The sequence below is a fragment of the Pusillimonas sp. ANT_WB101 genome, from assembly GCF_008369125.1.
In the GTDB taxonomy this organism is placed as follows: Bacteria; Pseudomonadota; Gammaproteobacteria; order Burkholderiales; family Burkholderiaceae_B; genus Allopusillimonas.
In genome coordinates this window covers 55,834-81,419 of record NZ_VOAY01000002.1, presented here as the reverse complement: position 1 = coordinate 81,419, position 25,586 = coordinate 55,834, and the positions used below count along the sequence as shown (strand labels likewise).

Annotated in this window: 17 protein-coding genes and 3 pseudogenes; 12 read left to right on the top strand and 8 right to left on the bottom strand. The window is 54.4% G+C overall.

The window, feature by feature from the left end; genetic code table 11:
* Nucleotides 1-76 precede the first annotated feature (76 nt).
* The 3 genes from FQ179_RS09365 to FQ179_RS09355 are packed head-to-tail and all read left to right on the top strand — an operon-like array spanning nt 77 to nt 3,485.
* Complete coding sequence (locus FQ179_RS09365; RefSeq protein ID WP_149397059.1) at nt 77-682, top strand: GAF domain-containing protein; 606 nt, start codon at nt 77-79, stop codon at nt 680-682.
* The gene (locus tag FQ179_RS09360; protein ID WP_149397058.1) at nt 679-2,709 is read left to right on the top strand and encodes a TRAP transporter large permease subunit; all 2,031 of its coding nucleotides are present in this window, start codon (nt 679-681) and stop codon (nt 2,707-2,709) included. The genes FQ179_RS09365 and FQ179_RS09360 overlap by 4 nt, the downstream gene beginning before the upstream one ends.
* Nucleotides 2,685-3,485 carry an enoyl-CoA hydratase-related protein gene (locus FQ179_RS09355; RefSeq protein ID WP_149397057.1) on the top strand — a complete coding sequence of 267 codons (801 nt, stop codon included), beginning with the start codon at nt 2,685-2,687 and terminating at the stop codon, nt 3,483-3,485. The genes FQ179_RS09360 and FQ179_RS09355 overlap by 25 nt, the downstream gene beginning before the upstream one ends.
* A 50-nt stretch (nt 3,486-3,535) precedes the next feature.
* Here FQ179_RS09355 and FQ179_RS09350 read toward each other — a convergent pair whose 3' ends face one another.
* From FQ179_RS09350 to FQ179_RS09340, 3 genes are read right to left on the bottom strand one after another with little or no spacing between them, the layout of a single operon-like run.
* The gene (locus FQ179_RS09350; protein WP_149397056.1) at nt 3,536-4,876 is read right to left on the bottom strand and encodes an MmgE/PrpD family protein; all 1,341 of its coding nucleotides are present in this window, start codon (nt 4,874-4,876) and stop codon (nt 3,536-3,538) included.
* A complete protein-coding gene (locus tag FQ179_RS09345) occupies nt 4,873-6,000 on the bottom strand; it encodes a CaiB/BaiF CoA-transferase family protein (RefSeq protein WP_149397055.1) in 1,128 nt (375 codons plus the stop codon). The genes FQ179_RS09350 and FQ179_RS09345 overlap by 4 nt, the downstream gene beginning before the upstream one ends.
* Nucleotide 6,001: 1 nt before the next feature.
* Complete coding sequence (locus FQ179_RS09340) at nt 6,002-7,225, bottom strand: CaiB/BaiF CoA-transferase family protein (RefSeq protein WP_149397054.1); 1,224 nt, start codon at nt 7,223-7,225, stop codon at nt 6,002-6,004.
* A gap of 121 nt (nt 7,226-7,346) precedes the next feature.
* On the opposite strand from FQ179_RS09340, the gene FQ179_RS09335 reads away from it, so the two are divergent.
* Complete coding sequence (locus tag FQ179_RS09335; RefSeq protein ID WP_149397053.1) at nt 7,347-8,222, top strand: polysaccharide deacetylase family protein; 876 nt, start codon at nt 7,347-7,349, stop codon at nt 8,220-8,222.
* A gap of 5 nt (nt 8,223-8,227) precedes the next feature.
* Nucleotides 8,228-9,505 carry an acetyl-CoA hydrolase/transferase family protein gene (locus tag FQ179_RS09330; RefSeq protein WP_188074563.1) on the top strand — a complete coding sequence of 426 codons (1,278 nt, stop codon included), beginning with the start codon at nt 8,228-8,230 and terminating at the stop codon, nt 9,503-9,505.
* Nucleotides 9,506-9,525: 20 nt separating this feature from the next.
* Here the strand turns inward: FQ179_RS09330 and FQ179_RS09325 are convergent, their stop codons facing one another.
* Nucleotides 9,526-10,266, bottom strand: coding sequence for a GntR family transcriptional regulator (locus FQ179_RS09325; protein ID WP_188074562.1), 741 nt, complete (start codon nt 10,264-10,266; stop codon nt 9,526-9,528).
* 257 nt (nt 10,267-10,523) lie between these two features.
* On the opposite strand from FQ179_RS09325, the gene FQ179_RS09320 reads away from it, so the two are divergent.
* From FQ179_RS09320 to FQ179_RS09300, 5 genes are all read left to right on the top strand, one after another.
* On the top strand, nt 10,524-11,921 hold the full coding sequence (locus FQ179_RS09320) for a phenylacetate--CoA ligase family protein (RefSeq protein ID WP_149397050.1): 1,398 nt from the start codon (nt 10,524-10,526) through the stop codon (nt 11,919-11,921).
* Between the two features lie 25 nt (nt 11,922-11,946).
* Nucleotides 11,947-13,296 (top strand): amidase, encoded by a 1,350-nt coding sequence (locus FQ179_RS09315; protein WP_188074561.1) that lies wholly within the window; start codon nt 11,947-11,949, stop codon nt 13,294-13,296.
* 396 nt (nt 13,297-13,692) lie between these two features.
* Complete coding sequence (locus FQ179_RS09310; RefSeq protein ID WP_149396737.1) at nt 13,693-14,442, top strand: electron transfer flavoprotein subunit beta/FixA family protein; 750 nt, start codon at nt 13,693-13,695, stop codon at nt 14,440-14,442.
* Nucleotides 14,443-15,372, top strand: a complete 930-nt coding sequence (locus FQ179_RS09305) for an electron transfer flavoprotein subunit alpha/FixB family protein (RefSeq protein ID WP_149397048.1) — start codon at nt 14,443-14,445, stop codon at nt 15,370-15,372.
* Nucleotides 15,373-15,783: 411 nt separating this feature from the next.
* Entirely contained in the window at nt 15,784-17,607 is a 1,824-nt protein-coding gene (locus FQ179_RS09300) for an acyl-CoA dehydrogenase (RefSeq protein ID WP_149397047.1), read from the top strand.
* A gap of 144 nt (nt 17,608-17,751) precedes the next feature.
* Here the strand turns inward: FQ179_RS09300 and FQ179_RS09295 are convergent, their stop codons facing one another.
* Nucleotides 17,752-18,405, bottom strand: a complete 654-nt coding sequence (locus tag FQ179_RS09295) for a GntR family transcriptional regulator (protein ID WP_149397046.1) — start codon at nt 18,403-18,405, stop codon at nt 17,752-17,754.
* Here FQ179_RS09295 and FQ179_RS09290 point away from each other — a divergent pair.
* Nucleotides 18,406-18,599: pseudogene (locus tag FQ179_RS09290) on the top strand (IS3 family transposase); the annotation flags it as partial.
* Between the two features lie 36 nt (nt 18,600-18,635).
* Nucleotides 18,636-19,667, top strand: a complete 1,032-nt coding sequence (locus tag FQ179_RS09285) for an IS110 family transposase (RefSeq protein WP_188074560.1) — start codon at nt 18,636-18,638, stop codon at nt 19,665-19,667.
* Between the two features lie 278 nt (nt 19,668-19,945).
* Here FQ179_RS09285 and FQ179_RS22685 read toward each other — a convergent pair.
* The 3 genes and pseudogenes from FQ179_RS22685 to mobF form a co-directional block, all read right to left on the bottom strand.
* A pseudogene (locus FQ179_RS22685) lies at nt 19,946-20,643 on the bottom strand (IS3 family transposase); the annotation flags it as partial.
* Nucleotides 20,644-20,982: 339 nt separating this feature from the next.
* A pseudogene (locus FQ179_RS09270) lies at nt 20,983-22,137 on the bottom strand (IS110 family transposase); the annotation flags it as partial.
* A gap of 347 nt (nt 22,138-22,484) precedes the next feature.
* On the bottom strand, nt 22,485-25,382 hold the full coding sequence (gene mobF / locus FQ179_RS09265) for a MobF family relaxase (protein WP_149397041.1): 2,898 nt from the start codon (nt 25,380-25,382) through the stop codon (nt 22,485-22,487).
* Nucleotides 25,383-25,586 lie beyond the last annotated feature (204 nt).

Sequence of the window (25,586 nt, the reverse complement as noted above, 5' to 3'; positions counted from 1 at the left end):
TATGCCCGAACGCGTAAACGTGTTCGGGCTGTCAGGCGTTTTACGGCTGACGAACCTGGGTGCACCGGAGACAAAAGTGAATAATGATTGCGAAGTGCTGGCTTTACTGGAGCAAGCAGGCCAAGATGCTTTGAACGCTTCTGGCGCTGAAGCGGCTATTGAAGCGTTGATGCAGGCTTGTCATACTCGGCTGGGTGACCATAATGCGCACATGAAAGAGGGCGCGCTGAAACCGGGTGAACAAGATATTTTTGTGGCTGGTGCATTTTTTGTCACGCCGGATGAGCGCTTTCATATGCTGGTGGGAGGCGTTGGCTTCCCTTCTGAGCAGAAGCGGTTGCTGGTGCCTATTGATGGCGGGCATCCAGGCATTGTTTACGCGACCAAGAAAAAACTGATCCTGAAGAACACCGATGAGCACCCTGAGTTTCGACAGTATCTGAAGACCGCCCGAATGGGCGCAACCATATTTGCACCGTTGATCTGGCAGGGTAAGTTTATTGGCCAGATCATTATGGCTGCTCAGGCGCGCAATGCCTTGCGGGATGAAGACTTAAGCGCATTAGTGGCGGTTTCTCGTGTGGCTACTGCTGTTTGGGTCGCTCAGGGCGGGCTAGCGTGGATGCAGCAAGCCTACCCGCCTGTTGACGGTTTTTATGTAGATATAGCAGGGTTGAAATGATGTCCGGCGATATTACGGCATACAGCCTGCCGGCACGAGCCATCTGCCGGGCGTCAACGTTTCTCAACTATCTGGCTATTCTCGGCGTAATCGCCACTTTGGCGGCGACCAATTTTGATGTGTTTTCGCGCTATCTCTTTGATGCGCCCACTTCCTGGGCGACCGAGATCAGCACATATGCACTTGTCGTCGGTATATTCTGCGGTGCGGCGCACACGCACCTGAAAGAAGGCAATGTTCGCGTCGATTTGCTTCTGATGTGGGTGTCACCGGCCAATCGACGTGTAATTCTCCTGATTGCAGCGTGGGCTGCTCTGGTCTTTACGCTGATCGCAAGCTGGCAATCGTTTTTGCTGGTGTTGTCCGACTATAAAAATGGCTCACGTTTATTGGGCCTGTTGTTGACGCCCAGCTGGTTGCCAAAGTTGCCAATTGCCGTTGGGCTGCTGGTTCTTTCCGGTGCGCTTTTGGTTGAAATAGAGCGCGTCGCACAATATGCTGCAGGCTTTCGTCGCTCTTTCCCGTATCTGTTGATGCTCGTGTTGGCGGTTGTGCTGGTGGGCCTGGGCGTCAAGCCTCCTTTGTTGCCCGGCACGCGGTTTGACTTTGGCAGTCTGGCAATCGTCCTCGCCGTAGTAATAGGCGCTAGTTCGAATGGCCCCAAGGTGCTGCTTGGGGTGGGGGTCATGCTTGTTGGTGGGTGGGCCGCCATGTATTTAGGCAAGCATCAGGGCGTAGGCTTTGTCACTTTGATGATGGGGCTGGTCATTGTCGGCATGTTGGCCGCAGGCGTTCGTATTGCCTTCGTGCTGGGACTGGTGGGCATACTGTCTATCTATTTTCTTACACCCATTCCGTTTCCGGTCAATATTCCCGGCCGCATCTGGAACTCCACGAGCAGCTTTGCATTGATTGCGGTTCCTATGTTTGTCTTGATGGGAGCGGTGTTAATGCGTAGCGGGCTTAGCCGGGAGCTGTTCGCTGTCATGGCGCGTTGCCTGTCTTGGCTACCGGGCGGGCTGGCGCATGCGAGCATGGCCGGTTGTGGCATTTTTGCTGCCGTATCGGGGTCTAGCGTTGCCACGGCAGCGACCATAGGTGGGGTCGCCTGTCCGGAGATGACACAACGCGGGTACCACCCGGGGTTGACGTATGGCGCTGTTGCAGCAGGAGGAACACTAGGCATACTGATACCGCCTAGCGTCCCCATGATCATCTACGGCATGACGGTTGGGGTTCCGATTACCGCCATGTTTATTGCTGGCATTGTGCCGGGCATATTGATGATGCTGTGCTTCACCCTGGTGACCATCGGTTGGGCATTGATCATGCCTTCAGCTGCGCCGCGCACAAGTGCAGTGCAAGCCCCACTAACACGTGCAAGCTATATTGATACGCTGCTGCTGTTGCTGTTGTTGGTACTGGTTATTGCCGCGCTTTACGCAGGGCTGGCTACGCCCAGCGAAACCGGAGCGGTGGGGGCATTCATTGCACTAATCATATGCGCTGTGCGCGGACGCATGACGCTACACAGGTTTCTGGATGCTGTGGCCGAAACTGTAGTCGTCACTTCCTTCATCTTCTTGATTGTGGCGGGGGCACATATACTGACCTTCGGCTTCGATTACCTCAAAATATCCCAAAGCCTGATGGCTAGCGCCACAGAGGGCAGTCTTGGGCGTTGGCAAATCATGCTGATCATTTTGCTGGTCTATGTCGTACTTGGCATGTTCCTTGACTCCATCTCCATGCTGGTCCTGACCTTGCCCATCGTCTTTCCGTTGATTGTGTCACTGGGATTCGATCCGTTGTGGTTTGGTGTCATTGTGGTGATTGCCGCTGAAATTGGCCTTGTTACCCCTCCTGTAGGCATGAACCTTTTTGTTCTTCAAGGAATTAGCCGCGACGTATCCATACGCACGATTGCGTTGGGTACGGCGCCCTATGTGGTGGCCATGTTTGTTGCGATTGCCTTGCTGTGTGTTTTCCCGGAGATAGCCATATGGCTGACAAGACATATGAAGTAAATGGCACAGACGATATTGTCTGTTCCCGTACCGACGCAGTAGCCCGCCTAATTCTGAACAGACCTGCCAAGCGTAACGCGATGACGTCCAGCATGTGGGCGGCAATACCAGGCCTCGTTAAACAGCTCGAGGCTGATGCATTGGTCAAGGCCGTGGTGTTGTGCGGTGCGGGTGAAGTGGCCTTCTCGGCGGGTGCCGACATTGGTGAGTTTGAACACGTGTATAGATCGCATGCCAGCGCGAAAGCGTACAACCTGATCGTGCGTAATGCCCAGTTGGCGGTAGAACAAATGTGCAAACCTGTGGTTGCCCAGATATACGGCAGTTGCGTGGGAGGGGGCTGTGGCCTGGCACTGGCATGCGATGTGCGGTTTGCTGCCGAAGACGCACGTCTGGGAATAACACCAAGCAAATTGGGTGTGGCTTACAGCGTGTCTGACACTCGTCGTTTGGTTGCGCTCATTGGCCCCAGTCGGGCGAAAGACTTGTTGTTCAGTGGACGTCTGGTAGATGCCAATGAAGGCAAGCAATTGGGTCTGCTAGATCGCGTCGTGCCGACTGCCAGTCTTGAATCGACGGTGTCTGCTTATGTCTCTGCATTGACGGCTAATTCGCCGCTGTCTATTCGTGTCGTAAAGAGCATGATCAACTCACTAAGTGGTGTTGATCCCAAAGCGTCAGACGACTTGGAACAGCAGTTTCAGATGACGTTTGAAAGCGCCGACTTCCAGGAAGGAATCGCGGCGTTCAAGGAAAAGCGCAAGCCGCTCTTCTAATGTCAGGCAGGTTTGCGGTGCGGCCCGCAAACCTGTCTTGCTCCTGACCATTAGCGTATGAGACTAGACAGCCCCTTGATTGTGAGAGCTCCTGGTAGTGCCAATGCCGCCGTCGTTAACTCAGATAGGGTATTGGTGTCGTAACCCGCACTAGTCAGTAGCATGGCCGCCTTTTCTTGTAGTTGGCTAAGACTCATGGGGTTCTCGGGGTCGCCCAACGCATCGTTTACGGTATGAGTAACAATCGTACCGTCAGCGTGCTCTATGTGCATACTGCTGCCAAAGTGCTGGGGATAGACCTGGGTCATCTCGGACGCCTCTTCAAGAACGACTTTGGCGCGCAGAGCGGCGACTGTTTCGTCATTGATATAGGCTGCGCTGAAATGTTCAAGCTTGGGCTTGCCGAATAGCAAGGTAATGGCGCTGGCATGTTGCAGGCTGAACTTGGCTTGCACGCTGGTAACTGGCAATGCGCGGTCGCAGACCTGCACGGCGTCGCGAAAACTCTTTACTACGATGTGCGTAATTTGATCGGTATTTACGCAAGTAAGCAGCGCCAACGCGGCATCGATGGTTGCATGGGTATGGCGGCACGCGGGCCAGGGCTTGAAACTGGTGCCATGAATGCGCCACGGGTTATCGGCACCCACAAGAAGGTTCTCGGGTTGCCCATCTGGACACATGGCGTTGAAGAAGCCCAGATCACCCTCAAGAATCTGAGTGGCTCCCGTTAAACCCATGCTTGCCAGTTGTGCGGACATGACGCCTGATTGCGCGGCCCGGCCTGTATGCAGTTGTTTGCTCATCGTGTCTTCAATGCGGCATTGCCAAAGCCCCGAAGCCATGGTGCCTGCCTGCCCTAATGCATGCACCATGGTGTCGGCGTTAAGTCCGAGTAAGCTGCCAGCGGCGACGGCGGCGCCAAATACGCCACAGGTTGCCGTATTGTGAAAATAGCGATAGTGCCTGGGGCCGACGCTATCGCCTATACGGATCATGACTTCAAAGCCTTTGATGACCGCATCCAGAAATGCATCACCGCTGGCATCGGTTGCGGCTGCCATAGCCAGTGCAGCGGGCACGACAACTGGACCAGGATGAACGAGCGCGGTGCGATAGAAGTCGTCCATCTCCAGCACATTACCCATGGTACCGTTGATCAACGCGGCATCACTTGCGCTGAGGCTTAGTCCCCCGATGACGGGGCATTGCCCTGGGGCCAGCGTGGCTGCATAGGCGCTGAACACTTGGCCAGGAGGCGTGGTTAGGCCCGCTGCGGCACAACCCATCCAGTCGAGTACATGCAATGCAGCACGCTCACGATCAGAAGTTGTAATAGGCCGTGCGAGTAAATCTATGAGCTGGCGAGAAAGGGGTGAACCTGTATTCATGATGCTGGCTTCTCTTCAGGTTTGCCCACCAGGCTATTGTGCTGGCCCATCGTGGGGATGGCAGTGTTGATCTGTGCGGGCTCATTTTTGAACTGTATGGGGTTGCCGATATGCAAATGCCCCTCCGCATCGCGGAACACCATGTTTCGCTGCGCCAACTGGGGTTGATGCAGGGCCTCATGAAGATCTAGCACCGGTGCGTAACAGATATCGCGCCCATTCATCCATGCATCCCATTCGTCGCGTGTCTTTTCCAGAAACTTGGCGCGCAAGAACGCTTTTACAGTTTCTTGTGCAGGCCCGGGCGGTAACAGGGCGGTCGGAATCAGGTCTGGACGATCAAAATCAGTGAGTAGATTGCGAATGAATTTGGCTTCTACACCCGAAAGCACTACGTGTTTTTGATCTTTGGTGGGGTAAATTTGATAAAACGAATGGCCGCCCCAAGACCGCTCTTGTTGCACCACTGGAGCCCTGTCTTCAGCGAAAACGCTGCCTACCGCATTGGGAAGCCATGAGACCGTGGCATCATGCATAGAGATGTCTATGTAGTCTCCTTCGCCGGTTTTTTCGCGCCGATACAAGGCCATCAAGATGCCTGCCAGTGCCATCATTGAACCGTTGATGTCGGCCACCGGCATATGTGGTTGGGCTGGCTGCCCATCCCGTCCCAGATTTAAACTGACAACCCCAGCCAGTGCTTCGATACCCAGGTCATGTGCGGGCCGAAGGCGTTCAGGGCCTGTTTGCCCAAAACCCGCAATCGAGGCATATACGATGCCGCGGTTACGCTTGGCAATAGACGCGTAATCGACACCCAGTCGCTCGACGACGCCGGGGCGAAAGGCTTCAATCATGACATCACTGGTGTCAGCCAAGTTTAGCAAACGTGCATGATCTTCTTTGTTTTTAAGATCGAGCACAATGCTTTTTTTGCCGCGGTGTGTATTGCGAAACCAGACGCTTGCATCCCCGCTTCGATATCCGATGTGGCGGGTAGGCTCGCCCTCGCCCGGTGGTTCAATTTTGATGACTTCTGCGCCATGGTCGGCAAGCATAGTGGTCAGATGCGGGCCGGGCAGAAATAATGAAAGGTCCAGTACGCGTAGTCCTTCGAGTTTCATGTTAAATCACTCCTTGAGCTTGCAAACTACTTATCTTATTTTCGTCCATACCCAGCTCTTTTAATAAAGCGACGGTGTCTGCGCCGAGCGAAGGGCCTGCGAGTGCCGCAGCGCGTTGCCCATTGACGCGGATGGGGCTCGATACCACCTTGAAATCGGGCCGTACCGCGTGGGGTTGTTCTGTAATGCCGCCCATTTCTTTAAAGTAGGGGTTGTCCAGTGCCTGGGGCATGGTCAGAACCGGCGCAGCAGGTACTTTTCCTGCCAGAGTCTGCATCCAGGCTGAGGCGCTTTTGCGAGAAATGATGGCATCAAGAATTTCTGCCAATGCATCGCGATTGGCGAGTCGGTCTTCGAAATCCGCAAAGCGAGAGTCTGTGATCAGATCAGGCCGTTCCAGCAGCGTGCAGAAGTTTTCCCAGAATTTTTTGGTGATGCACATGACAAAGAGCCACCCATCGCTCGTTGGGAACATCTCGCAGGGTACAACGAAGGGGTGACCGGATCGCGGCATGCGTTCTGTAAGGTGCTGCTCATTCAGGTACCACGTGGCTGGGTAGGTTAACTGTTGCATGGCTACGTCATATAACGTGACGTCAATATCGCATCCCTGACCACTTCGAGACGCGCCCAGCATGGCGGCCGTCATGGCGAAGGCTGTCGTCAGCCCTGTTAAAAAATCGACTATCGACAGGCCCATACGGGTAGGCGGGCTACCGGGTTCACCTGTCAGGTTCAAATAGCCGCTCTCGGCCTGCATTAAATAATCGTATGAAGGCCATGCTGCACGTGGGCCTGTGCGGCCATAGCCCGAAAGATGGGCGCAGACAATGCGCGGGTTGACGTGCTTGAGGTCGTCGTAGGTAATCCCAAGCTTTGCGGGTTGGTCGCCCCGTAAGTTATTGACTACCGCGTCTGCTGTAGCGACCAGTTTCAGCAGAATCTCGCGACCTTCTGGGCTGCGCGTATTGAGCGACAGGCTGCGTTTGTTGCGGTTAAATGTTTGAAAAAACTGGCTGTCATCCTCACCCATGAAATAAGGGCCCGATTGCCGCGAGCTGTCGCCTCCTGGCACGCCCTCTCGTGCAGGGCTTTCTATTTTGATGATTTCCGCACCCAGATCCGCCAGGTTCATTGTGCAAAATGGCCCGGCACCGTATTGCTCCAGCGCTATGATACGTATGCCTTGCAGGGGCTTGGGTCTGTTCGTATTTATGGTTTCCATCGCTCGCATGCTGAAAAAAAGGGTTTATATTTTTGTCCGTACATATTATTATTGTACGTACATAATATTGTGTCACTTACTGAATATCAACTGTTTTTGAGCGCAAGCGCGAGGAATCTTCATGAATACTGAGCTATATCCTGACTTTAAGTGGCCCAACGGCGCCCGTTTGGCACTATCGCTGGTTGTAAACGTGGAAGAGGGGGCAGAGGCCAATATTGCTGACAACGATAAGTTTCCGGAGCCGGTGGATGAACTTGGCATCGTATTGAAGCGTTCGGTGCGCAATTATGGCAATGAAAGCAACTATCGGTATGGGCTAAACGCTGGTGCCCAACGTGTCTTTGATTTGCTTGCAGAGCGCAACATGCAGGCGACGGTGACAGCCTGCGCCCTGGCGCTTGAGCGAGCCCCCGAATTAACTCAGCGCATCGTACGAGACGGGCACGAAGTATGTTCGCACGGCTATCGGTGGTCACATCAGTTCTTAATGGACGAAGCGGCAGAAAGAGAATATATCCGCAAGGCTGTGGCGTCCATTGAGGCAACCACTGGCAAGAAGCCGTCAGGTTGGCTATCTCGTTATTTGACGACGGAGCGTACACGCAGACTGTTGGCTGAACAGGGCTTTTACTACACCATGGACGATTACAGTCATGATCGGCCGTTTTGGGATACAACCCAAGCCAGTCCTTTGGTCGTCGTACCGTATGCCATAGACACCAATGACATGAAGTTCTGGACAGACCCGGCCTATGGTCCAGACGTATGGCTGCGCTATGCCAAAGACACCTTTGACTGGCTATACGAAGAGGGCGCCAGTTCACCGCGCATGATGTCACTTGGCCTGCATCTTCGGGTCATAGGGCGGCCTGGGCGCATTGGTTATCTGAAGCAGTTTCTTGATTACGTTGCTGCGCGTTCTGATGTATGGATTACATCCCGGCTCGATATCGCCCAACACTATGCAAGCGCACATCCGCATCGCGCAGACTAAGCGTAATGGTCGTTATTTCTGACATCAACCAACTTGATCTGGCGGCGCTTCTGCGCCCCGGTGACAGGTTGGTGGTAGGCCAGCTTACGGCCGAGCCGGTAGCCCTTCTGCAGCAGCTATGCCGTACCCACTTGCCCTCAGGCTTGACCATGTTCATAGGAGCCCATACCAGTGGTGTGCTCCATGAACTCGATGGTGTCCACCTGGTAAGTTATGGGGCCATGTTTGCCAATGCGCCATTGGTGCGAGCGGGCAAGCTTGCCATTTACCCGCTGCTTTATTCAGATCTACCCGAAGCGGTGAGCAATGGCGTCTTCCAGGCAGACGTGGTTCTTATGCAGGTGGCCCAGTGTTCGCAAGGCGGCGGGCTTTTCTGGAGCGCTGCACATGACTATATGGCAGACGCTTGTGCGAAGGCCCGTCTTGTTGTCGCTGTGTGCAACCGCCAAGCGCCGGTGGTCATGGGCGCCGCCGTACCTGTTGATTTGCGCATTGATTATCTGGTGCATACCGATACCGCGCTGCAGACTTTTACGGCGCCTACGGCCGGAGCCATTGAACTGCAGATTGCATCACATGTGGCGTCGCTGATCGATGATGGCTGTACGCTGCAAACAGGGATAGGTAGCGTGCCTGATGCAGTCTTGGGTTGTTTGACAGAACATCGCGATCTTGGAATACATTCTGGGGTAATAGGTGATGCAGTTCAACGTCTGATTGAAACCGGTGTCGTAAACAATGCTCGCAAGTCTTTTGATGCAGGGATTACGGTGACCGGATCGTTGATGGGAACACGCCGTCTGTATGAATGGGCTCATCATAATTCGTCGCTACGGTTGGCACCGATCACCTATACGCACGCGTCATCAGTGCTGTGTCGCCTGCACCATCCTGTCGCAGTCAATGGTGGGCTTCAGGTTGACCTGTTCGGCCAGGTAAATGCTGAGACTGCGGGGGCGCGCTATATAGGTGGCATGGGTGGTCTGGCTGATTTTGTGCGCGGCGTTCGAAAGGCCCCACGAGGTAAATCGGTAATCGGCCTGCGTTCAACCGTCAGAGCATCAGCGTCCGCGCCTGATCAGATCGGGATCAGCACAGTTGTTTCCAAACTAAATGGCCCGGCGACGCTTGGGGTGGCCGATGCCGACATCGTCGTGACGGAGTGGGGCGTTGCGTATTTGCGCAACCTGAGTCTGCGTGAGCGTATGGCGGCCATGATTGCGGTGGCGAATCCAGCGCATCGAGAAATGCTGAGCGCAGAATCTCGACAGCTGGCTGTTTGATTTTTGGAGTGAAGCTAAAGTCAGACTTTGGTCAGCACCGTTGAGTAGCTGAACAAGTCGCCTGCATGCCAGCTGTAGGCGACGGCGATGAGTTTGTCCTGAATGTCTACGTACGTTCTCAAAGAGCGCAGAGTGGCTGCTCCAGGCTTGAGTTCAAGTACTTTCGCCAGTGTTCCGTTCGCGTTTTCCGCCGTAAGTGTTTGTTCTACGGTGCGCAGGTTGGGGATGTCGAGCTTGCGGGTGACATACTTGATTGCACGACCAAGATCTTGCAGACGTGTGCGCGTCGCTTTGGATGGAATGTTGAAATAGATCTCGGTAAAAGCAAACGGACGGTTGTCATGATGTTGGTAACGTATACCATCGAGCTTCAAGCACGGTTTCCCGGCATCACTTTGCAGCAGTTGCGCAATATGTTCGTCCATGATGTGTTCTTGTGAATCAATGACCTGCAAACGCGAGGCATTGCCATACTGCAACAGGTCATTGACTGACTGAACTTTCTGGTTGTAGCGGGTTGGAAGCTCGTCGTTTACAACCATGGAGCCGGCACGACGGCGGCGCGTGATCAGGCCATTTTGCTCGAGAATACGCATTGCCTCACGAGCCGTATGCCGGCTTAAACCATACTGTGCCGCCACTTCATTTTCACCCGGCAAGATGCTGTGTAGAGGGAATTTTCCTGTCAGGATGCCCTCAGTGAGCTCGTCGGCTACTTCGCGGTAGCGAGGTTTCCGTTTCTTTTGTTCGGTAGCTGCCATGTTTGTGGTCCTAATGCCTGCATTCCGGTTTCCACATGATACCCCGAATAATTTATGCGTCGCAATTTCACCGTACATAAAGCATACGATGTTTGCCACTGTGTGGTCAGCGATGGCGCGAAGAAAATTCTGTTGTTAAAAAAAGCGCGCTGTGATAACTTCTTTATTTGTACGTACATATTAAATTGTAATCCAAACAACAAGATGAATGTGACGTTTCCCTGACAGGAGCGTCTTAGCTGAGGAGATATCGCGTTATGCAGGCTAGTCTTTACTATCAAAGCTTTAACCCGGACGTCATAGGCAAGCGCTTTCCAATGGGAGAGCAGTTCATGTCTGGTTTTGTGGGCATGAGCCAGGACGAGCTTCGGGCCGGGCAAAATGAATTATTCATGCGTGCGGTAAGTCGCGCTTGGCAGATCCCTTTTTATCAGCGCTTATGGCAAGGGGCCGGTGTTTCGCCCGACGATATCCGCAGTATTGATGACATCGAAAAGCTGCCAAGCTTTGGCAAAGCCGAGATTATGGAGAGCGTCGCCCTGCACCCTCCTTTTGGCGACCATCATGGCAGAGATATCCCCGTCGACGGGAAGATTATTCCAATGGTTATGCACACCACGTCAGGTACGACAGGCAGGCCGCAACCTTTGGTGTTCAGCCCCAAAACTCGAGAAATTCAGTCGCTGTTGCTCGGACGCCTTTACGGCATGCAGGGAGTGGGCGTTAATGACGTCGTACAGTCGGTATACGGACATGGGCTGATCAACGGCGGTCATTACATTCGCGAAGCGTTTACCAAATACACATCGGCTATTTTTCTGTCTGCGGGGACCGGGGTTGAAACACCATCGATCAAGCAAGTAGAGTTGATGCGAGATTTCGGCGTAACCATTTTGACGGGTTTTGGCGACTACCTGACCAGGCTTGCCCAGGTGGCGGTCGAGCACGGTATCGACCCTGTCAAAGATATTGGTTTGAAGCGCATTATTGGTCATCTGTCTTTTGAGTCAAGAGAGGCGCTCAATCTCGCCTGGGGACCACAGGTCGAAACCTTTGACTGGTATGGGGTAGGCGATACGGGCATGATCGCCGGCGAAGGCCCAGATCATGACGGGCTTTACATTATGGAAGATGCCCAGTATCTGGAGGTATGCGATATCGATACCGGCAAGCCTGTGGCAGATGGCGAATCAGGTGACTTGGTTATTTCGTGCCTGTTCATTGACGATATATTCCCCATTATCCGTTTCAACACCCACGATATCACCCAGGTGTTGTCGGGGCAGTCTTCCATGGGTCTGCCATTCCGTCGCATCGCCGGGTTTCTCGGGCGAAGTGACAGCATGGTCAAGATCAAAGGCATCAATGTATTCCCTCAGGCCATCGGTAATATATTGCGCGACGAACCAGACTTTGCCGGTGACTATATCTGTGTGCTGTCAAAGACGGAAGCAGGCAAAGAGAGGTTTGCTGTTCAGATAGAAAGCCATCAGCCTGGCGATGAACAACGTGCGGAGCAGTATCGTCAGCGCCTGAAGATAGCCCTGGGGGTTGACCTTGAAGTGGAAACGGTTGGCGCCGGGGCCCTTGCTGCGTTAACAGGCATTGAGGTCAGGCAGAAGCCTATGCGTCTGATTGATCAGCGCAAGGGTTAATTTAGCACTTTGTATGGAAACTGACATGACAGGCAACACCACTCTCGCATGGCCGATTTTAAACCGTACCGATTTTGAGTCGGCCACAGAGCGTGTAAGCGCCATGTTGCGCCAGATACAAGAGTACAACTCAAACACGCATATTTATCTGTCGCTGGCACATGACGCCCTGGAACAGGCCCGCTCAAGTGATGCCCGGCGGGCGCAGGGCCGTCCACTAAGCGAAATCGACGGCCTTGTTTTCTCTGTTAAAGACAACATCGATGTGGCAGGTCTGCCCACAGCGGCAGGGCTGGGTGTGCTGCGCGAGCGTATTGCGCCTCACGATTCATTCGTAGTCGCCAGCTTGCGCAAGGCGGGTGCGATTATTCTGGGCAAGAGCAACATGCATCCCGCTGCATTTGGTGCCAGCAATCACAACCCTGATTTTGGCAATTGCATGAATCCGGCGCACCCCGGTCGCGTGCCAGGCGGGTCGAGTGGCGGCGCCGGAGCCAGTATTGCGGCAGGGTGGGCCGATGTCGCAATAGGCAGCGATACGATGGGCTCAGTGCGCATTCCCGCCAGTTATTGCGGTGTTGTGGGATTCAAACCTAGTTTTGGTTTGCTCAGCACACGCGGCAGTGTGCCATTGTGCAGTGCGCTGGATCACTTGGGCTTAATAGCCGGCAATGTATCGCTGCTGCAGAAAACTTTGGAGGTGGCCGCCAAGTTTGACGTTGACAACCCAGATTCCCGACGTTTTTTCCCGACTGGCTCATCGACCGGTCCACTCAAGTTGCGTGCCCCAGATCGTGTCATCGGTCTGGACATTGCACCGGCAGTCTGGCTGGCCTATGAGGCCGCTGTTCAGCGCATCGAAGAGGCAGGGTGGGCGGTTGAGCGCTTTACCGCGCAGGCTGGCGAATTGAGCCGTGTGCGCCGGGCGGGGCTGGTGTTGTGCGAGCTTGAAATGCTGTTGACCTATGGCGATGTGTGGGATCAAGAGCCTGAACAATTCCCGCCAGACCTGGCAGCAGCACTTCGCTGGGTCCAAACTCGCAGCTTGCCCGATATTGCCCGCGCTCAACGAGTACTTGCCAGTGGCCGGCTAATTTGGCGTAACTGGTTGGCTGAAGCTGATATGCTGCTGCTGCCGACCACAGGGCATGAGCCTTTTCTAATGGATGACCCCGCTCCGGCCCAGCAGGCTGATCTGACGCTCTTGGCAAATCTTGTGGGCTCACCGGCGATTAGCATTCCGCTTCCCGTACAGGCAGGTGCACTTTCTGTTGGTTTGCAATTAATCGCGAAGGAGGGGCACGACATGACGCTCCTCGACATGGCCCGCAAGCTTCAGGGTTTGTTGGGAACACGCGCGGCTGCTTGTGGCTGAAGTTTTCATTAAGCGGAAGGTAATTTCCTGTTGTTGTTGCAGCCCATGGCAAACGGCAGAGGTCGAGTTGCTTCTTCTGGGTGCGCACCGGCCTTGGAAAGGCATTGCGACCTTCACGCCCTGCAGCACGCGACTGCCTTAAATATGAAGTTACCACAGCGCATGACCGCCCGAAATCTGGCTTGAAGGAGTTGGAACGAGTTCTTAATGGGCCTGTCTTGTTTTTTCCTACTCTGCTCACAAGATTAAGCAACTCATGCTCGCATACGGAGGCAATGCGCTTGCCTAGTTCATGCATTTCTCACAAGCCGGCTGCAGCGACCGCTGGCTACATCATACGCTTAAGAAGTTTTGTTTTTTTAGCTTGTTTTATATATGCCCCCTGGAGGAAACTCAATGAAGGTCTTGGTACCTGTCAAGCGCGTTGTTGATTACAACGTCAAAGTGCGCGTTAAGTCTGATCAGACTGGCGTAGACATCGCCAACGTCAAAATGTCGATGAACCCCTTCGACGAAATTGCCGTTGAAGAAGCAACACGTCTGAAAGAAAAAGGTGTTGCTACCGAAGTGATTGCCGTGTCGTGCGGCGTGGCTCAAAGCCAGGAAACCCTGCGTACGGCCATGGCCATTGGGGCAGACCGTGCTGCGCTGATTCAAACTGATGTCGAGCTGCAGCCGCTGGCTGTGGCAAAGCTTTTGAAAGCGATTGTTGATAAAGAGCAGCCTCAGCTGGTCATTCTCGGCAAACAGGCTATCGATGATGACGCCAACCAAACCGGGCAAATGCTAGCTGCATTGCTGGGGTGGTCGCAGGCTACATTTGCCAGCAAAGTCGAAGTTTCTGGCGATACCGCAACCGTAACGCGTGAAATTGACGGTGGCCTCGAAACCCTGTCGCTCAAATTGCCTGCGATCATTACGACCGACTTGCGACTGAACGAGCCTCGCTATGTCACTTTGCCCAACATCATGAAGGCAAAGAAAAAGCAGCTCGACGTGTTCACGCCCGAAGACCTCGGCGTTGATGTTACACCTCGCCTTAAAACACTCAAGGTTGCAGAGCCACCTGCACGTTCGGCAGGCATTGTTGTGCCCGATGTGGCAACGTTGGTAGAGAAACTCAAGAACGAAGCGAAGGTGATCTAAATGACAATTCTGGTAATTGCCGAACATGATAATGCCCAGCTCAAGGGTGCTACGCTTAATACCGTTGCGGCCGCCCAGAAAATCGGTGGCGATGTACATATACTCGTTGCTGGCAGTGGTGCGCAAGCTGTTGCAGACCAGGCGGCCAAGGCTGCTGGTGTAAGCAAAGTATTGCTGGCCGACGCGCCTTATCTGGCTGAAGGGCTGGCTGAAAACGTTGCTGACCAGGTGCTGGCCGTGGCCAAAGACTACAGCCACATTCTGTTTGCATCGACGGCATCGGGCAAAAACATTGCTCCCCGCGTTGCCGCTCTGCTTGATGTTGCACAAATTTCCGACATTATCGCTGTAGAGTCTGCTGACACGTTCCAGCGCCCCATCTATGCTGGTAACGCCATTGCGACGGTGCAGTCGGCTGATGCAGTTAAAGTTCTCACTGTGCGCACCACGGCATTTGATGCCTTGTCCGCTGAAGGCGGCAGCGCTGCTGTTGAAACGCTGACTGCGGCGGCTGATGCCGGGCTGTCTTCGTTTGTAGGCCGTGAGGTTGCCAAGAGCGATCGTCCTGAGCTGGCTGGCGCGGCAGTGGTGGTGTCCGGCGGTCGTGGCCTGGGTAGCGCCGAAAACTTCAAAATGCTCGAACCATTGGCTGACAAGCTTGGTGCAGCGCTTGGGGCCTCGCGCGCAGCCGTAGACGCGGGTTATGCACCCAACGACTGGCAAGTCGGTCAAACGGGCAAAATCGTTGCGCCGCAGCTTTACGTGGCCATCGGTATTTCTGGTGCCATCCAGCATCTGGCCGGCATGAAAGACTCCAAGGTCATTGTGGCCATTAACAAAGACGCTGAAGCCCCCATTTTTGGCGTGGCCGACTATGGGCTGGTTGCCGATCTTTTCCAGGCTGTTCCAGAGCTGGTTGAGTTGCTGTAATCCTGGCGACGGGCGATCGGCCAGTTTTAAAGGCTGATGGCTCCGTCCAAAAAAAACCCCGAAGCAGGCACTCTCCTGTCTCGGGGTTTTTTGTTTGAAGCAGCTGGAGTTCTTTCGTTCTTGTGGCTGAATCCGGTTGAAATGAAAGCAGGTTAAAGCGATGACCCGCGCACAGCACGATCAATGCGGTGAGCGCAGTGCCGTAGAAACCGTAAGCAACAGCACGGTGGAGCCGGTAAGCACAGCACCGTGGAGGCGCAAGCACAGCTCTGTGGAAGCGGTGAGCACAGCACTGTGGAGGCGGTTAATATATGAGAAAAACTGCGCAGGCAAAGCCTGGGTTAAATGCTGCCCGTTGTACGCGTGTTCGATTGCGCTTTGACAATTAAATCAATAGATATTGGAGATTCTGTGACTTACCGAGCCCCCTTAGATGATATTCGTTTTGTTATTAAAGAGCTTGCGGGCCTGGACGACGTGCTGGCAATGCCAGGCTTTGAAGAGGTGTCTGAAGATCTGGTTGATGCGGTGCTCGAAGAAAACGCACGCTTTGTTGAGCAGGCGCTTGCTCCGTTGAATCACAGTGGCGATACGGATCCGGCCAAATGGAACAATGGCAAGGTTGAAACGTCGCCTGGCTTCAAAGAGGCTTTTCAGGAGTTCGCTCAGGGTGGGTGGCAAGGGCTGCAGCACGAGATCAAATGGGGCGGCCAAGGCTTGCCCAAGCTCGTGGGCGCGCCCACGGGTGAAAACCTTAACGCCGCCAATCTGTCTTTTGCCCTGTGTCCTTTGCTGACCGATGGTGTCATTGAGGCCCTGACGGCGGTAGGCACGCCCGAACAGCAAAATTTATATATTCCACCCATGCTTGAAGGCCGCTGGACGGGCACCATGAACCTTACCGAGCCTCAGGCCGGGTCAGACCTGGCACTGGTTTCGAGCAAGGCAGTAAAGCAGAGTGATGGTAGCTATCGCCTGTCAGGCCAGAAAATTTTCATCACTTATGGCGAGCACGACATGGCCGAGAATATCGTCCATCTGGTGCTGGCCCGCACACCTGATGCGCCCAAAGGCGTAAAAGGCATTTCACTGTTTATTGTTCCCAAGTACCTTGTCAATGACGATGGTTCGCTTGGTGCGCACAACGACGTGTGGTGTGCCTCTATTGAGCACAAACTGGGTATTCATGGCAGCCCAACCACCGTCTTGATGTACGGTGCGGGTAAAGGCGATGTGGGCGAGGGGGCTGTCGGCTACCTGGTAGGCGAAGAAAACCGCGGCCTTGAATACATGTTTATCATGATGAACGCCGCCCGCTATGCGGTTGGCGTACAGGGCATTGCACTGTCAGAACGCGCCCTGCAGCACGCCGACGCCTATGCGCGTGACCGCCTGCAGGGGCAGGCGCTTGAAGGGTCTCAGGGGCCTGTTGCGATTGTTAACCACCCCGATGTGCAGCGCATGCTCATGACCATGAAAGCGCTTACCGAAGGCACGCGTGCTATGGCCTATGTGGCGGCGGCAGCCTTTGATAAGTCGCGCCATCATCCAGACGCTCACGAACAGGCGCGCAACAAGGCCCTGTATGAGTATCTGGTGCCGTTGGTAAAAGGCCTTTCCACTGAGTCATCTATTGAAGTGGCCTCACTGGGTGTGCAGGTGCATGGCGGCATGGGTTACATCGAAGAAACAGGTGCAGCGCAGTACTATCGCGACGCCCGTATTTTGACCATTTATGAAGGCACAACGGCGATTCAGGCCAATGATTTTGTTGGGCGTAAGGTATTGCGCGATGGTGGCGCTACCGCCAAGGCTCTTGCCACTCAAATGTACGCAACGGTGGCTGAGCTCGAAGAAGCAGCCAACCAAGGTGGCGATGATGCCGGAGGGTTTGCCCTGATGGCGCGCAGGCTGGCCGCCGCGATAGATGCTAATGAGCAGGCCACTCACTTTGTACTGGCCAATGCCAAAGAGTCACCGCGTGCGGTTTTTACAGGTAGCGTGAGCTACCTCATGTTGGCGGGCATCGTATACGCAGGTTGGCAAATGGCACGCGCTGCGCTGGCTTGTCACAAGCGTATGGTCGACGGGGCTGGCACGGCATTTCATACGCAGAAACTCGCAACCAGTATTTTTTATGCGGCGTATATTTTGCCGCGAGCTCAAGCCATGTCTACCGCCATCCAGGAAGGTGAACTGGCTGGGCGGTATGCGGCAGTGGCCTTGGCAAAGTAAAAAACTGAATCTGGCAGGCGGAATAAGTTAATACGTAAAGTCTATTTCCGTTTGCCGGCTTATGCTGTCACACTATATGGCCTAACTTTGTTGTTCAATTGCCTTATAAAAGCGAGCTGAGCAAAATGACGCGCACGTCAAGATTCATCTGAGCAAGACCGAGTCGCGTCGGAAGGTTTCTCTGTAATTGAAACGGCTGTCGGGGAGCACGCTGATCGCGCACACAGTGAGGTCGCCGCGCTCGTCTAGGTATCGGCGCGCCAGCACGAGGCCAGGTGTATGCGGCGGTACTATCAGCAGATGAGCCATCTCCTCGGAGAGGATGGTGGCACGGATTTCTTGCCCGACGGTCATAATACTTGCCTGAAACTGCCTGTCGATCAGGGTGTAGACGGCACACGCTACGCGCCCTACCACTCCCTCTACGGAGCGGAATCGCGGCGCGATGTAGATATCTGTAAAACTGATGGGTAGTTCGCTACCCTTGGTAAAGCGCAGCCCTCGCACGTGCAGCCAAGTTTCGCCCTCAGAGGCGCCCAACATGACTGCCACATCGCCGGACACACTGACGATCTCGCTCTTATCAACATGAAGTGTGGTCTCTGTAGCATATTGAATCAGATCACTGACGCCACTCATGCGCTGCACACACTGGCTTACCGGCGCCACCGCGCAAACCCGTGTTCCAACACCGCGTTTCCTGACCAGCAAGCCCTGCCGCACAAGTTGCTTGAGAGCTTCGCGGACCGTAGAGCGCGACACCCCAAATTGTTTGCACAACTCGAGTTCGATGGGCAAGTAGCTATTCGCCTAGCCTGCGATGCGTTTAGCATCAGCGAGAAATGCTATCGCTATCAGGCCAAGTTAAGCAGTGACAATCAACAGATTGCCGATTGGCTGCTTCGGCTGACCCATAACCAACGGAACTGGGGCTTTGGCTCTGCTATTTGTACCTGCGTAACGTCAAAGGCTTTAAATGGAACCACATGCGGTAATTTATAGCTTATTGCCCTATGAAGGAGATGATCATGAAAGCGTATGTTGGCCTTGATGTTTCTCAGAAGAAAACTGCCATTTGCGTCGTCAATGAAGCGGGCGAAAAGGTTTACCAAGCCGATGTTGACTCCAGTCCCGTAGCGATAAGGGGCTTTCTCGTCGCACAAGGCTATAAAGACGCCAAGATTGGCATGGAAACAGGCCCTTTGGCTGTTTGGCTTTATCACTCTCTGAAGGCCGGCGAGCTGGATGTTGACTGTATTCATGCGCAACATGTGCATGCGGCGCTGAGGATGCAATTAAACAAGACCGATCGAAATGACGCGCTAGGCATAGCCAGGCTCGTTCGCTCGGGGTGGTATCGCCCGACGCATGTGAAAAGATTGGACTGTCATCATCAAAGGCTCATGATGACAGCCCGTGAAAAGTTGATTCAGATTCGTGTCACGATTTCGAACCAAATCCGAGGGCTTTTGAAAACATTTGGCGTCATACTGCCACCTGAAAAAAATAGCGTGTTTAAACGGTCCATACTTGAGTCTGAGCCTACCATCGAGGCGATCAAACCCGTTGTACTAATGTTGCTGGATACTTGGACCCATATTACGGGGCAGATCAGACAGTTCGACAAAATGCTGGCCAAGCAAGCCAAGAATGACCCGGTTTGCCAGCTGCTAACCTCTATTCCCGGGGTGGGTGTGCTAACCGCACTGAGCTTTAGAACAGCTGTCGATGACCCATCACGGTTTAAAAGCGTTTCCGATGTTGGCGCCTTTCTTGGCTTAACGCCGAAGAAATACCCATCGGGCGAGGTTGACAGGAACGGCGGGATCTCAAAGCATGGGAGCCGTCAAACAAGATCGCTGCTCTACGAGGCTGCTTCGTGCTTGCTCTCGCGCTACGGTACCGAGACAACGCTGGCGAAATGGGCTAACTCGCTAAGGCAACGCATGGGATACAAAAAAGCTGTTGTTGCGTTGGCGAGAAAACTTTCAAGCCTGATTCTCAGCATGTGGAAGTCCGGCGAGTTCTACAACGACAACCAGGGGAAACTTGCTGCATAATAGTAGTTAGATGTGCCGTACAAGAAGGTTATTCAATGATCACACTGAGTTCGGCGCCAAGTCCAATTCCGAGATGCGCTTTGCAGCTGCAAAACAAACTTGCGTGAATCACATAGGAATGGATGCGACGTCTGGCTGCATGTTGTAGCGCCTATTAGGTGACTACGGAGACGACAAAGACCACAGTTGATTTTTTGATTGACTAATTAGACGACAAGCGCATATACCGTATTTATCGCGAGCTGGAGCTGAATATGCGTATGAAACCGCGTAAACGCCTGGTGCGTGAACTGTCGCTGCACCAGGTTCGGTGATACCGGCAGCGCATGTTTACTGTCGGTGGTTGCCACAAATCGCCGCTTGTCTTTGGCACGGATGGCGTGTCGTTGCATCAGCTGCCGTACGCGCTCCTTTCCGATCCTTATGCCACGTCGAAGAAGCTCCTGGTGCATACGAGGCCATCCATACTCGCGCTTCACGTCAGCGTGGATCACACGGATATTGGCCAGTGCCCATTCATCACTTACTCTGCGTTGGTGTTTCGTCCAGGGCGTCGCGTTCTGCCGACGTGGCCAACTGAAGTAACCGCTGTCGCTCACTTCTAGAACACGGCACATCGCACGGATAGGCCAATGAGACTTCATTTTTTGAATCCAGGCGTACCTTGCAGCGTGTCCAGCGCAAAGTACGCCGCGGCTTTTTTTGCAATGTCGCTCTCCATCCTCAGGCGAGCATTCTCAGCCCTCAGGCGTGTAAGCTCCATCTGCTCGGGCGTGACCGGCAAGGTATCCTTCGGGCTACTGCCAGTATTCACCAACTCGCCCCGAGCGTGCAGTCTAACCCAGTTGCTCAAGCTCGCTTTAGGAATGCCTAAGGCTATTGCGACCGATGCAATTGACTGTCCGGTCTGGACTTGCCGGACACCTTCCTGTTTGAATTCCGCCGTGTATTTCCCACGCCGTTGTTGATCTGACATTTCTTGCTCCTTTGTTCCAATTTAACTGGAACTAAGAACTACGTCATTTAGGGGCAACCTCAAGTCATGGAATGGCGTGGGCGTCCAAAGATAATTCGCTGTGACAAGGAGCTACCTTCGCAGTCAAGTCATTTTTGGCCAAAATATAACCATGGCACTCAGCAAGTGAGTACGATTTAATACGATGCTCTTTGCCTGTGGCTCGTTGGATGCTCACCATAATATACAGAGGTTCGGACCAGCCGGCCTGAACAAGCTTCACACAGCAATTTTAAATAGCCATGAGCGTGGAGCATTATCTACTGGGTCGCGTGTCAGCGCCCTGACGGCCCTTGTGACTTACGTCCCATGGCTAACCTCGTAATACCCGATATGGTTGATATCCTGTTTAACGACGGCATGCGCGATGCGTGCCATTTTGGCCGCAACGGCGACACGCCCCTTGCGACACAAATCGGCATCCGTTGGATTCTGCTTCACATACCTTGTGTATTTTTGCCAAAACGCGTTCTCTTTCAAGTTGATCGCGACTGTAGCAGCCAGCCAGAAGGCATAGCGCAGACGACTGTTACCGCGCTTTGAAAGGTGATAGTGCCCATGCTTGGTTCCGCTTTGCTGAGCGGATAAGTTAAAGCCGCAGAAAGCCAGAAATTGGCGGTAGTGCCCAAACCGTTTCAGATCACCACTCTCCGCCAAGATTATTAGTGCAACGATGGGGCCAATTCCAGGGATCGAGCGCAAGTGCTCATAGTCTGAGCGTGAGCAGAGGAAGGCGTCTGCCTGCTTCTCCAATTGGAGGCGTGTATTGGTTAATTCTAGAAATCGGGCCAGCTGTAGTTTGAATGTTCCAACGGCCGCACTACCGAGCACCACGGGCAAGCCTATCGACTGCCCTGCAACAGCGTACAGTTCCTCCAGCAAATGCTCCTTATTAACCTTACGCCCGACGACGTCCCAGGCTCGCTTTACGAACGTCTCGCAGCGATAACGTGTGATTGAGGCGGGAGTTGGGAATTTGAGCAGAAATCGGCAAAACCATTCCGACCGAGAGCTGTGGAAATACCGCTCCATTTCCGGGAAATACAGGGTGATGTAATGATTGAACAGGCTGTTCATGCAGCGGGTTCTGGCCACGGAGATCTGGTGGTAGGTGTTACTAATCTCCTGAATGTCCATCACGTCAGCGTGCAGTGGATCATAAAATGGCAGCATCAATCCTTGTTGCATCAAGTAGAGAATGACACCGGCATCTTTACGATCATTCTTGTCCCATGTATTGAACAGCATCTCGCGCGCTCGAGCGCTGGAGAGGGAGGAGACCAGAAAACATTGACAGCCATGGGTCGCCAGCCAGTATGCAATGTTCCGTTGGTAGTCTGCTGTCGGTTCGAAAGCGACATGAACCTGGAAGCGATCGAGCTGGCATCGATCAAGCAGCAGCTGATAGCATTCAAGATTGTTGGCCACAGTCATCAACAGACGCTTGCCAGACGGCAGCAGGATCCCTAAGGAATTTTTTTACTTCTTTGGCTTGCTAGGCTTGAGAGCAGGCGTATTGCCAGGGGTTTGCTTGTTATCGCGACGGCGTTGGTCAGGCTTGCCTGTTGATTTGGCGATTGGTTTCGGACCAGGCTTAAGTGTCATGACAAATCTCTATTTGGCTTTTTGTAACGCATAGTAACCCCCAATGGATTCCATTGTAAATACTGAATCACTCTGGATATGACCGTCCGCATCGGTCGATATCTGCCGGGCATGACAACAGATCCACTTAGACGCAGCTGCAGTAACTTGTTTGGTTAACCAGACTGTATGCGGAATAGAGAACAAGGGGCGGCTAGTTATCCTATTTCCAGCTCAGACTCCGGGCGTAGGGAAGGAGTGTCGAGTTCGTTCTGACCGTGCGTCAGGTCTTTGGCCGCCACCGGATGCAGGTCATGTGCCAGCCCCTTGTACGTTAGCCGATCCACCTGCTCAGGCAGTTTTTTCGCATCGTCTGTGAACACAACAACCTCGTGCCGTTCGCGGGAGATGCTGACATAGTAAGTGTCCTGGGCGGTCGTGCGGCTGAAACTTTCGGCGTTATAAAGGACTCGGTCGCAGGTCAGCCCTTGGGCGCTATGCGCAGTGGTGGTGTAGGCATAGTCCATGTTTAGCGGTCGATCTGTGGGCAGCTGCACGTGGCGACCATTGGTTGCTATGGTGACGCTGGTTGCATCAATCGCCGCGACCTTCGCCAGCTGTCCGTTGACTAGGTCATTTTGGGCATCGTTGCGTGTGATGCGCACATGGTCACCTACAGACAGCTCTGCCCGATTCAGGTGGTAGACCGATAGCTTGCTCATGGTCTTCGGGATGATTTCTATGGGTTGGGTGGGTGACGGGCCGGGCTGGAGCGGTTCGACGGTGATGCGGTCATGGTGTGTGCTGCCGGTCACGCGGTACATCTCGCCGCGTTTCAGGCCGCACTGGTAGTCCCGTTCGGGAACGACGATGTCGCCCACGGTGTAATACCGCGCTACGCTGCGTTCTGCGCGCGTGGTGTCATGGCGAGCCAGTAGCTGGCATTGATGTCCTTTGTCTTTCAGGCCGAGCAGGGTATGGATCCGCGCATTAATGGCTTCGCGTGAAGCGTTGGTGCCAGTCACCACGATAGTGCCCGCCTGATCTGCCGCGGGAAGCTCTACATAGGCTTGAGCAATGGCCTCATATCGGGCGGAACTGTCCCGGCTTTTGTGGCCATGCTCGTCGGCAGTGAACTGGTCCGGGATGGTGAGCACCTGATCCAGGAGTGGCAGGGATCGGCTGGCTTGGCCTTCTGCAGCCAACTGCACCGCCTGGCGCAGCCGTTCATAGCGTTGACGCTGGATGTCTGCCATCAGTACGGTTTTCATGCCGTTTTCCTGCAGCATGGCAAACGCACGGCCTGCCTCAATGGCCTTGGTCTGGGCGGTGTCGCCCAGTAACACGACCTTTGCGCCCGTCGGCTGAATGAGGGCCAGCAGCTTGTCCATCTGCCGTACAGGCACGACTCCGGCTTCGTCAATCACTACGACGGTTTTCGGTCCCAGGGTGTTTATGAAGGGGCGTTTGTCGGAAGCTGCAAGCACGGATGCAATTGTGTTGGCCGGTATTCCATCTTTGCGCAGGTTGCGAACCATTCCGCCGTAAGGGGCCAGGGCCGTCATGGAGTGTCCCTGTTGTTGGAGGATGGTCTGGGCATTTTGCAGAGCGAAGGATTTTCCGGTGCCAGCTAGACCCTGGATACCGGCGATCTGATCGGTGCCGGTCGCGACCAGTATGACGGCCTCCCGCTGGCCAGGCGTCAGGCGCGTGTCCAAGCTGCTGTCGGCGTTGTACTCGGCAATCGTGGTCTGCCAGGCGCTGCGGCCAGCTTGTTCGGTGGCCAGAATCCTGGATTCGGCATCATAGGCGTTCTGGGTCGCGTAGCGTGGGCTTTCCATCAACAGGCGTCCCTCGGCAATGGCCTGGTCAACTAGTTTCAGGGCGGTGTCCCGAGGCAGGCCGCGCAGGCGTATGATCTCTGTGGCCCAGCCGTCGCGCGTCATGGGAAGGGCCAGCCTGTCCTGGGTGCTGCAGTAGTGCGGTGCTTCCCGGATCAGTGTGCCAGACTCTACACGGCCCCGGATTGCAGTCTGGATGGCTGTGATGTCCGTATGGCCACCAGCATGGCGCACGGCGTTTTGCAGTAAATCCGCCAGGGACATGACGGATTCCCTTTCGGCCAGATGTTGGATTGCCCAGTTCAGTGAGGCTTGTGCCACCAGGTCAGATGATTTCTCTGGGTCCTGTTTTAGCTGAATTTCCGTTTGTTGTCTTGTGTGGTCAAACTGCATGCCGATAGCTGTAGCGGCGTCACGCCATTGTCGATGCAACTCTGTGCGGCTGAGGTCCTGAGTCTTCGCCTGGCGGTGGGCTAGGGTGATGCCTTGGCGCAGGGCGTGAGGGGCTTCTTCACGACTGGTGCCGCGTGCGGACAGTTCAGCAGTAATGCTAGTGCTGCGTTTACTGAAAAACTCAATCTGCTCGCGACTGATATGGGCCAGTTCGATATGGCTCTTTTCATGGCGAACTGCATACCCCACCGCCCGGACATTGCGTTCTAGCTCTGCCTGGTAGATCGAATCGGTCACGCGCAGCAGTTTGAAGATCTCCTCATTGGACAAGGCCACCCAGCTGCCGTCTGCCCGCTGGGTCAGATTCATCAGCAAGGCGTGGACGTGTAGGTGCGGATCGGGGGCCGCGCCTTCGGTCGGGCGTGCTGTCTCGTGCCGAAATTTGGCGATGATGAGGTTGCCCGTGTGTTCTACCCGTGACTTGCCGTTTTCCTTGTGGCGGCCCATAGTCAGATGCTGCTCGACATAAGCAAGGGCTGCAGCGACCGCTTTATCATTGGCGTGGATCAGGCGCTCGTCGCCACCGATCAAGGCCTGCAGTGTGATGCTTTTGGGCGCGCCGAAGGTCAGATCAAGAGCGGCACGGGCCTTCGAGTCCTTGCGGATTGACCGGCCTGCTGCGATGCCACGACCAAAGTCGCCCTGCAACATAGCTTTGAAGCGTGCAGGGTCGATTTCGCCGACAGCACCAAGACGTCGGGCACCGGCCCCTTGCCAGGTGGCGGCACTCCCGTCGCGGCTGTAGTAGTCATCGGTCTGGTCAGCGTAGCAATGGGTGGCGAGAGCCGCACGGGTGCGGTAGATCTGGCTGTGCGAGATCATGAAGGCTCCGGGAGAAGGGATGGGTGGTGAGAGATTAGCCAGCGGGCGCCTGTGCGCGCCAGTCCTAGCGTTTGAGGGAAATGGCAGTGGATTTACACACGTTCATCCACAGGTTCTGTGGATGACTGGGCGTAGGCTAACGACTGGGGCTGAGTGAAAACGTCAAAAAAATTTTGGAGACTAAAAAGCCGACCTTCCAGATCG

Bases quoted from the DNA above. Each gene is read 5' to 3' on its own strand.
- FQ179_RS09305 (WP_149397048.1), top strand. From the start codon at position 14,443: ATGACAATTCTGGTAATTGCCGAACATGATAATGCCCAGCTCAAGGGT.
- mobF (WP_149397041.1), bottom strand. From the start codon at position 25,382: ATGATCTCGCACAGCCAGATCTACCGCACCCGTGCGGCTCTCGCCACC.
- FQ179_RS09345 (WP_149397055.1), bottom strand. From the start codon at position 6,000: ATGAAACTCGAAGGACTACGCGTACTGGACCTTTCATTATTTCTGCCC.
- FQ179_RS09360 (WP_149397058.1), top strand. From the start codon at position 679: ATGATGTCCGGCGATATTACGGCATACAGCCTGCCGGCACGAGCCATC.
- FQ179_RS09285 (WP_188074560.1), top strand. From the start codon at position 18,636: ATGAAAGCGTATGTTGGCCTTGATGTTTCTCAGAAGAAAACTGCCATT.
- FQ179_RS09325 (WP_188074562.1), bottom strand. From the start codon at position 10,266: ATGGCAGCTACCGAACAAAAGAAACGGAAACCTCGCTACCGCGAAGTA.
- FQ179_RS09335 (WP_149397053.1), top strand. From the start codon at position 7,347: ATGAATACTGAGCTATATCCTGACTTTAAGTGGCCCAACGGCGCCCGT.
- FQ179_RS09350 (WP_149397056.1), bottom strand. From the start codon at position 4,876: ATGAATACAGGTTCACCCCTTTCTCGCCAGCTCATAGATTTACTCGCA.
- FQ179_RS09315 (WP_188074561.1), top strand. From the start codon at position 11,947: ATGACAGGCAACACCACTCTCGCATGGCCGATTTTAAACCGTACCGAT.
- FQ179_RS09310 (WP_149396737.1), top strand. From the start codon at position 13,693: ATGAAGGTCTTGGTACCTGTCAAGCGCGTTGTTGATTACAACGTCAAA.
- FQ179_RS09355 (WP_149397057.1), top strand. From the start codon at position 2,685: ATGGCTGACAAGACATATGAAGTAAATGGCACAGACGATATTGTCTGT.
- FQ179_RS09320 (WP_149397050.1), top strand. From the start codon at position 10,524: ATGCAGGCTAGTCTTTACTATCAAAGCTTTAACCCGGACGTCATAGGC.
- FQ179_RS09330 (WP_188074563.1), top strand. From the start codon at position 8,228: ATGGTCGTTATTTCTGACATCAACCAACTTGATCTGGCGGCGCTTCTG.
- FQ179_RS09340 (WP_149397054.1), bottom strand. From the start codon at position 7,225: ATGGAAACCATAAATACGAACAGACCCAAGCCCCTGCAAGGCATACGT.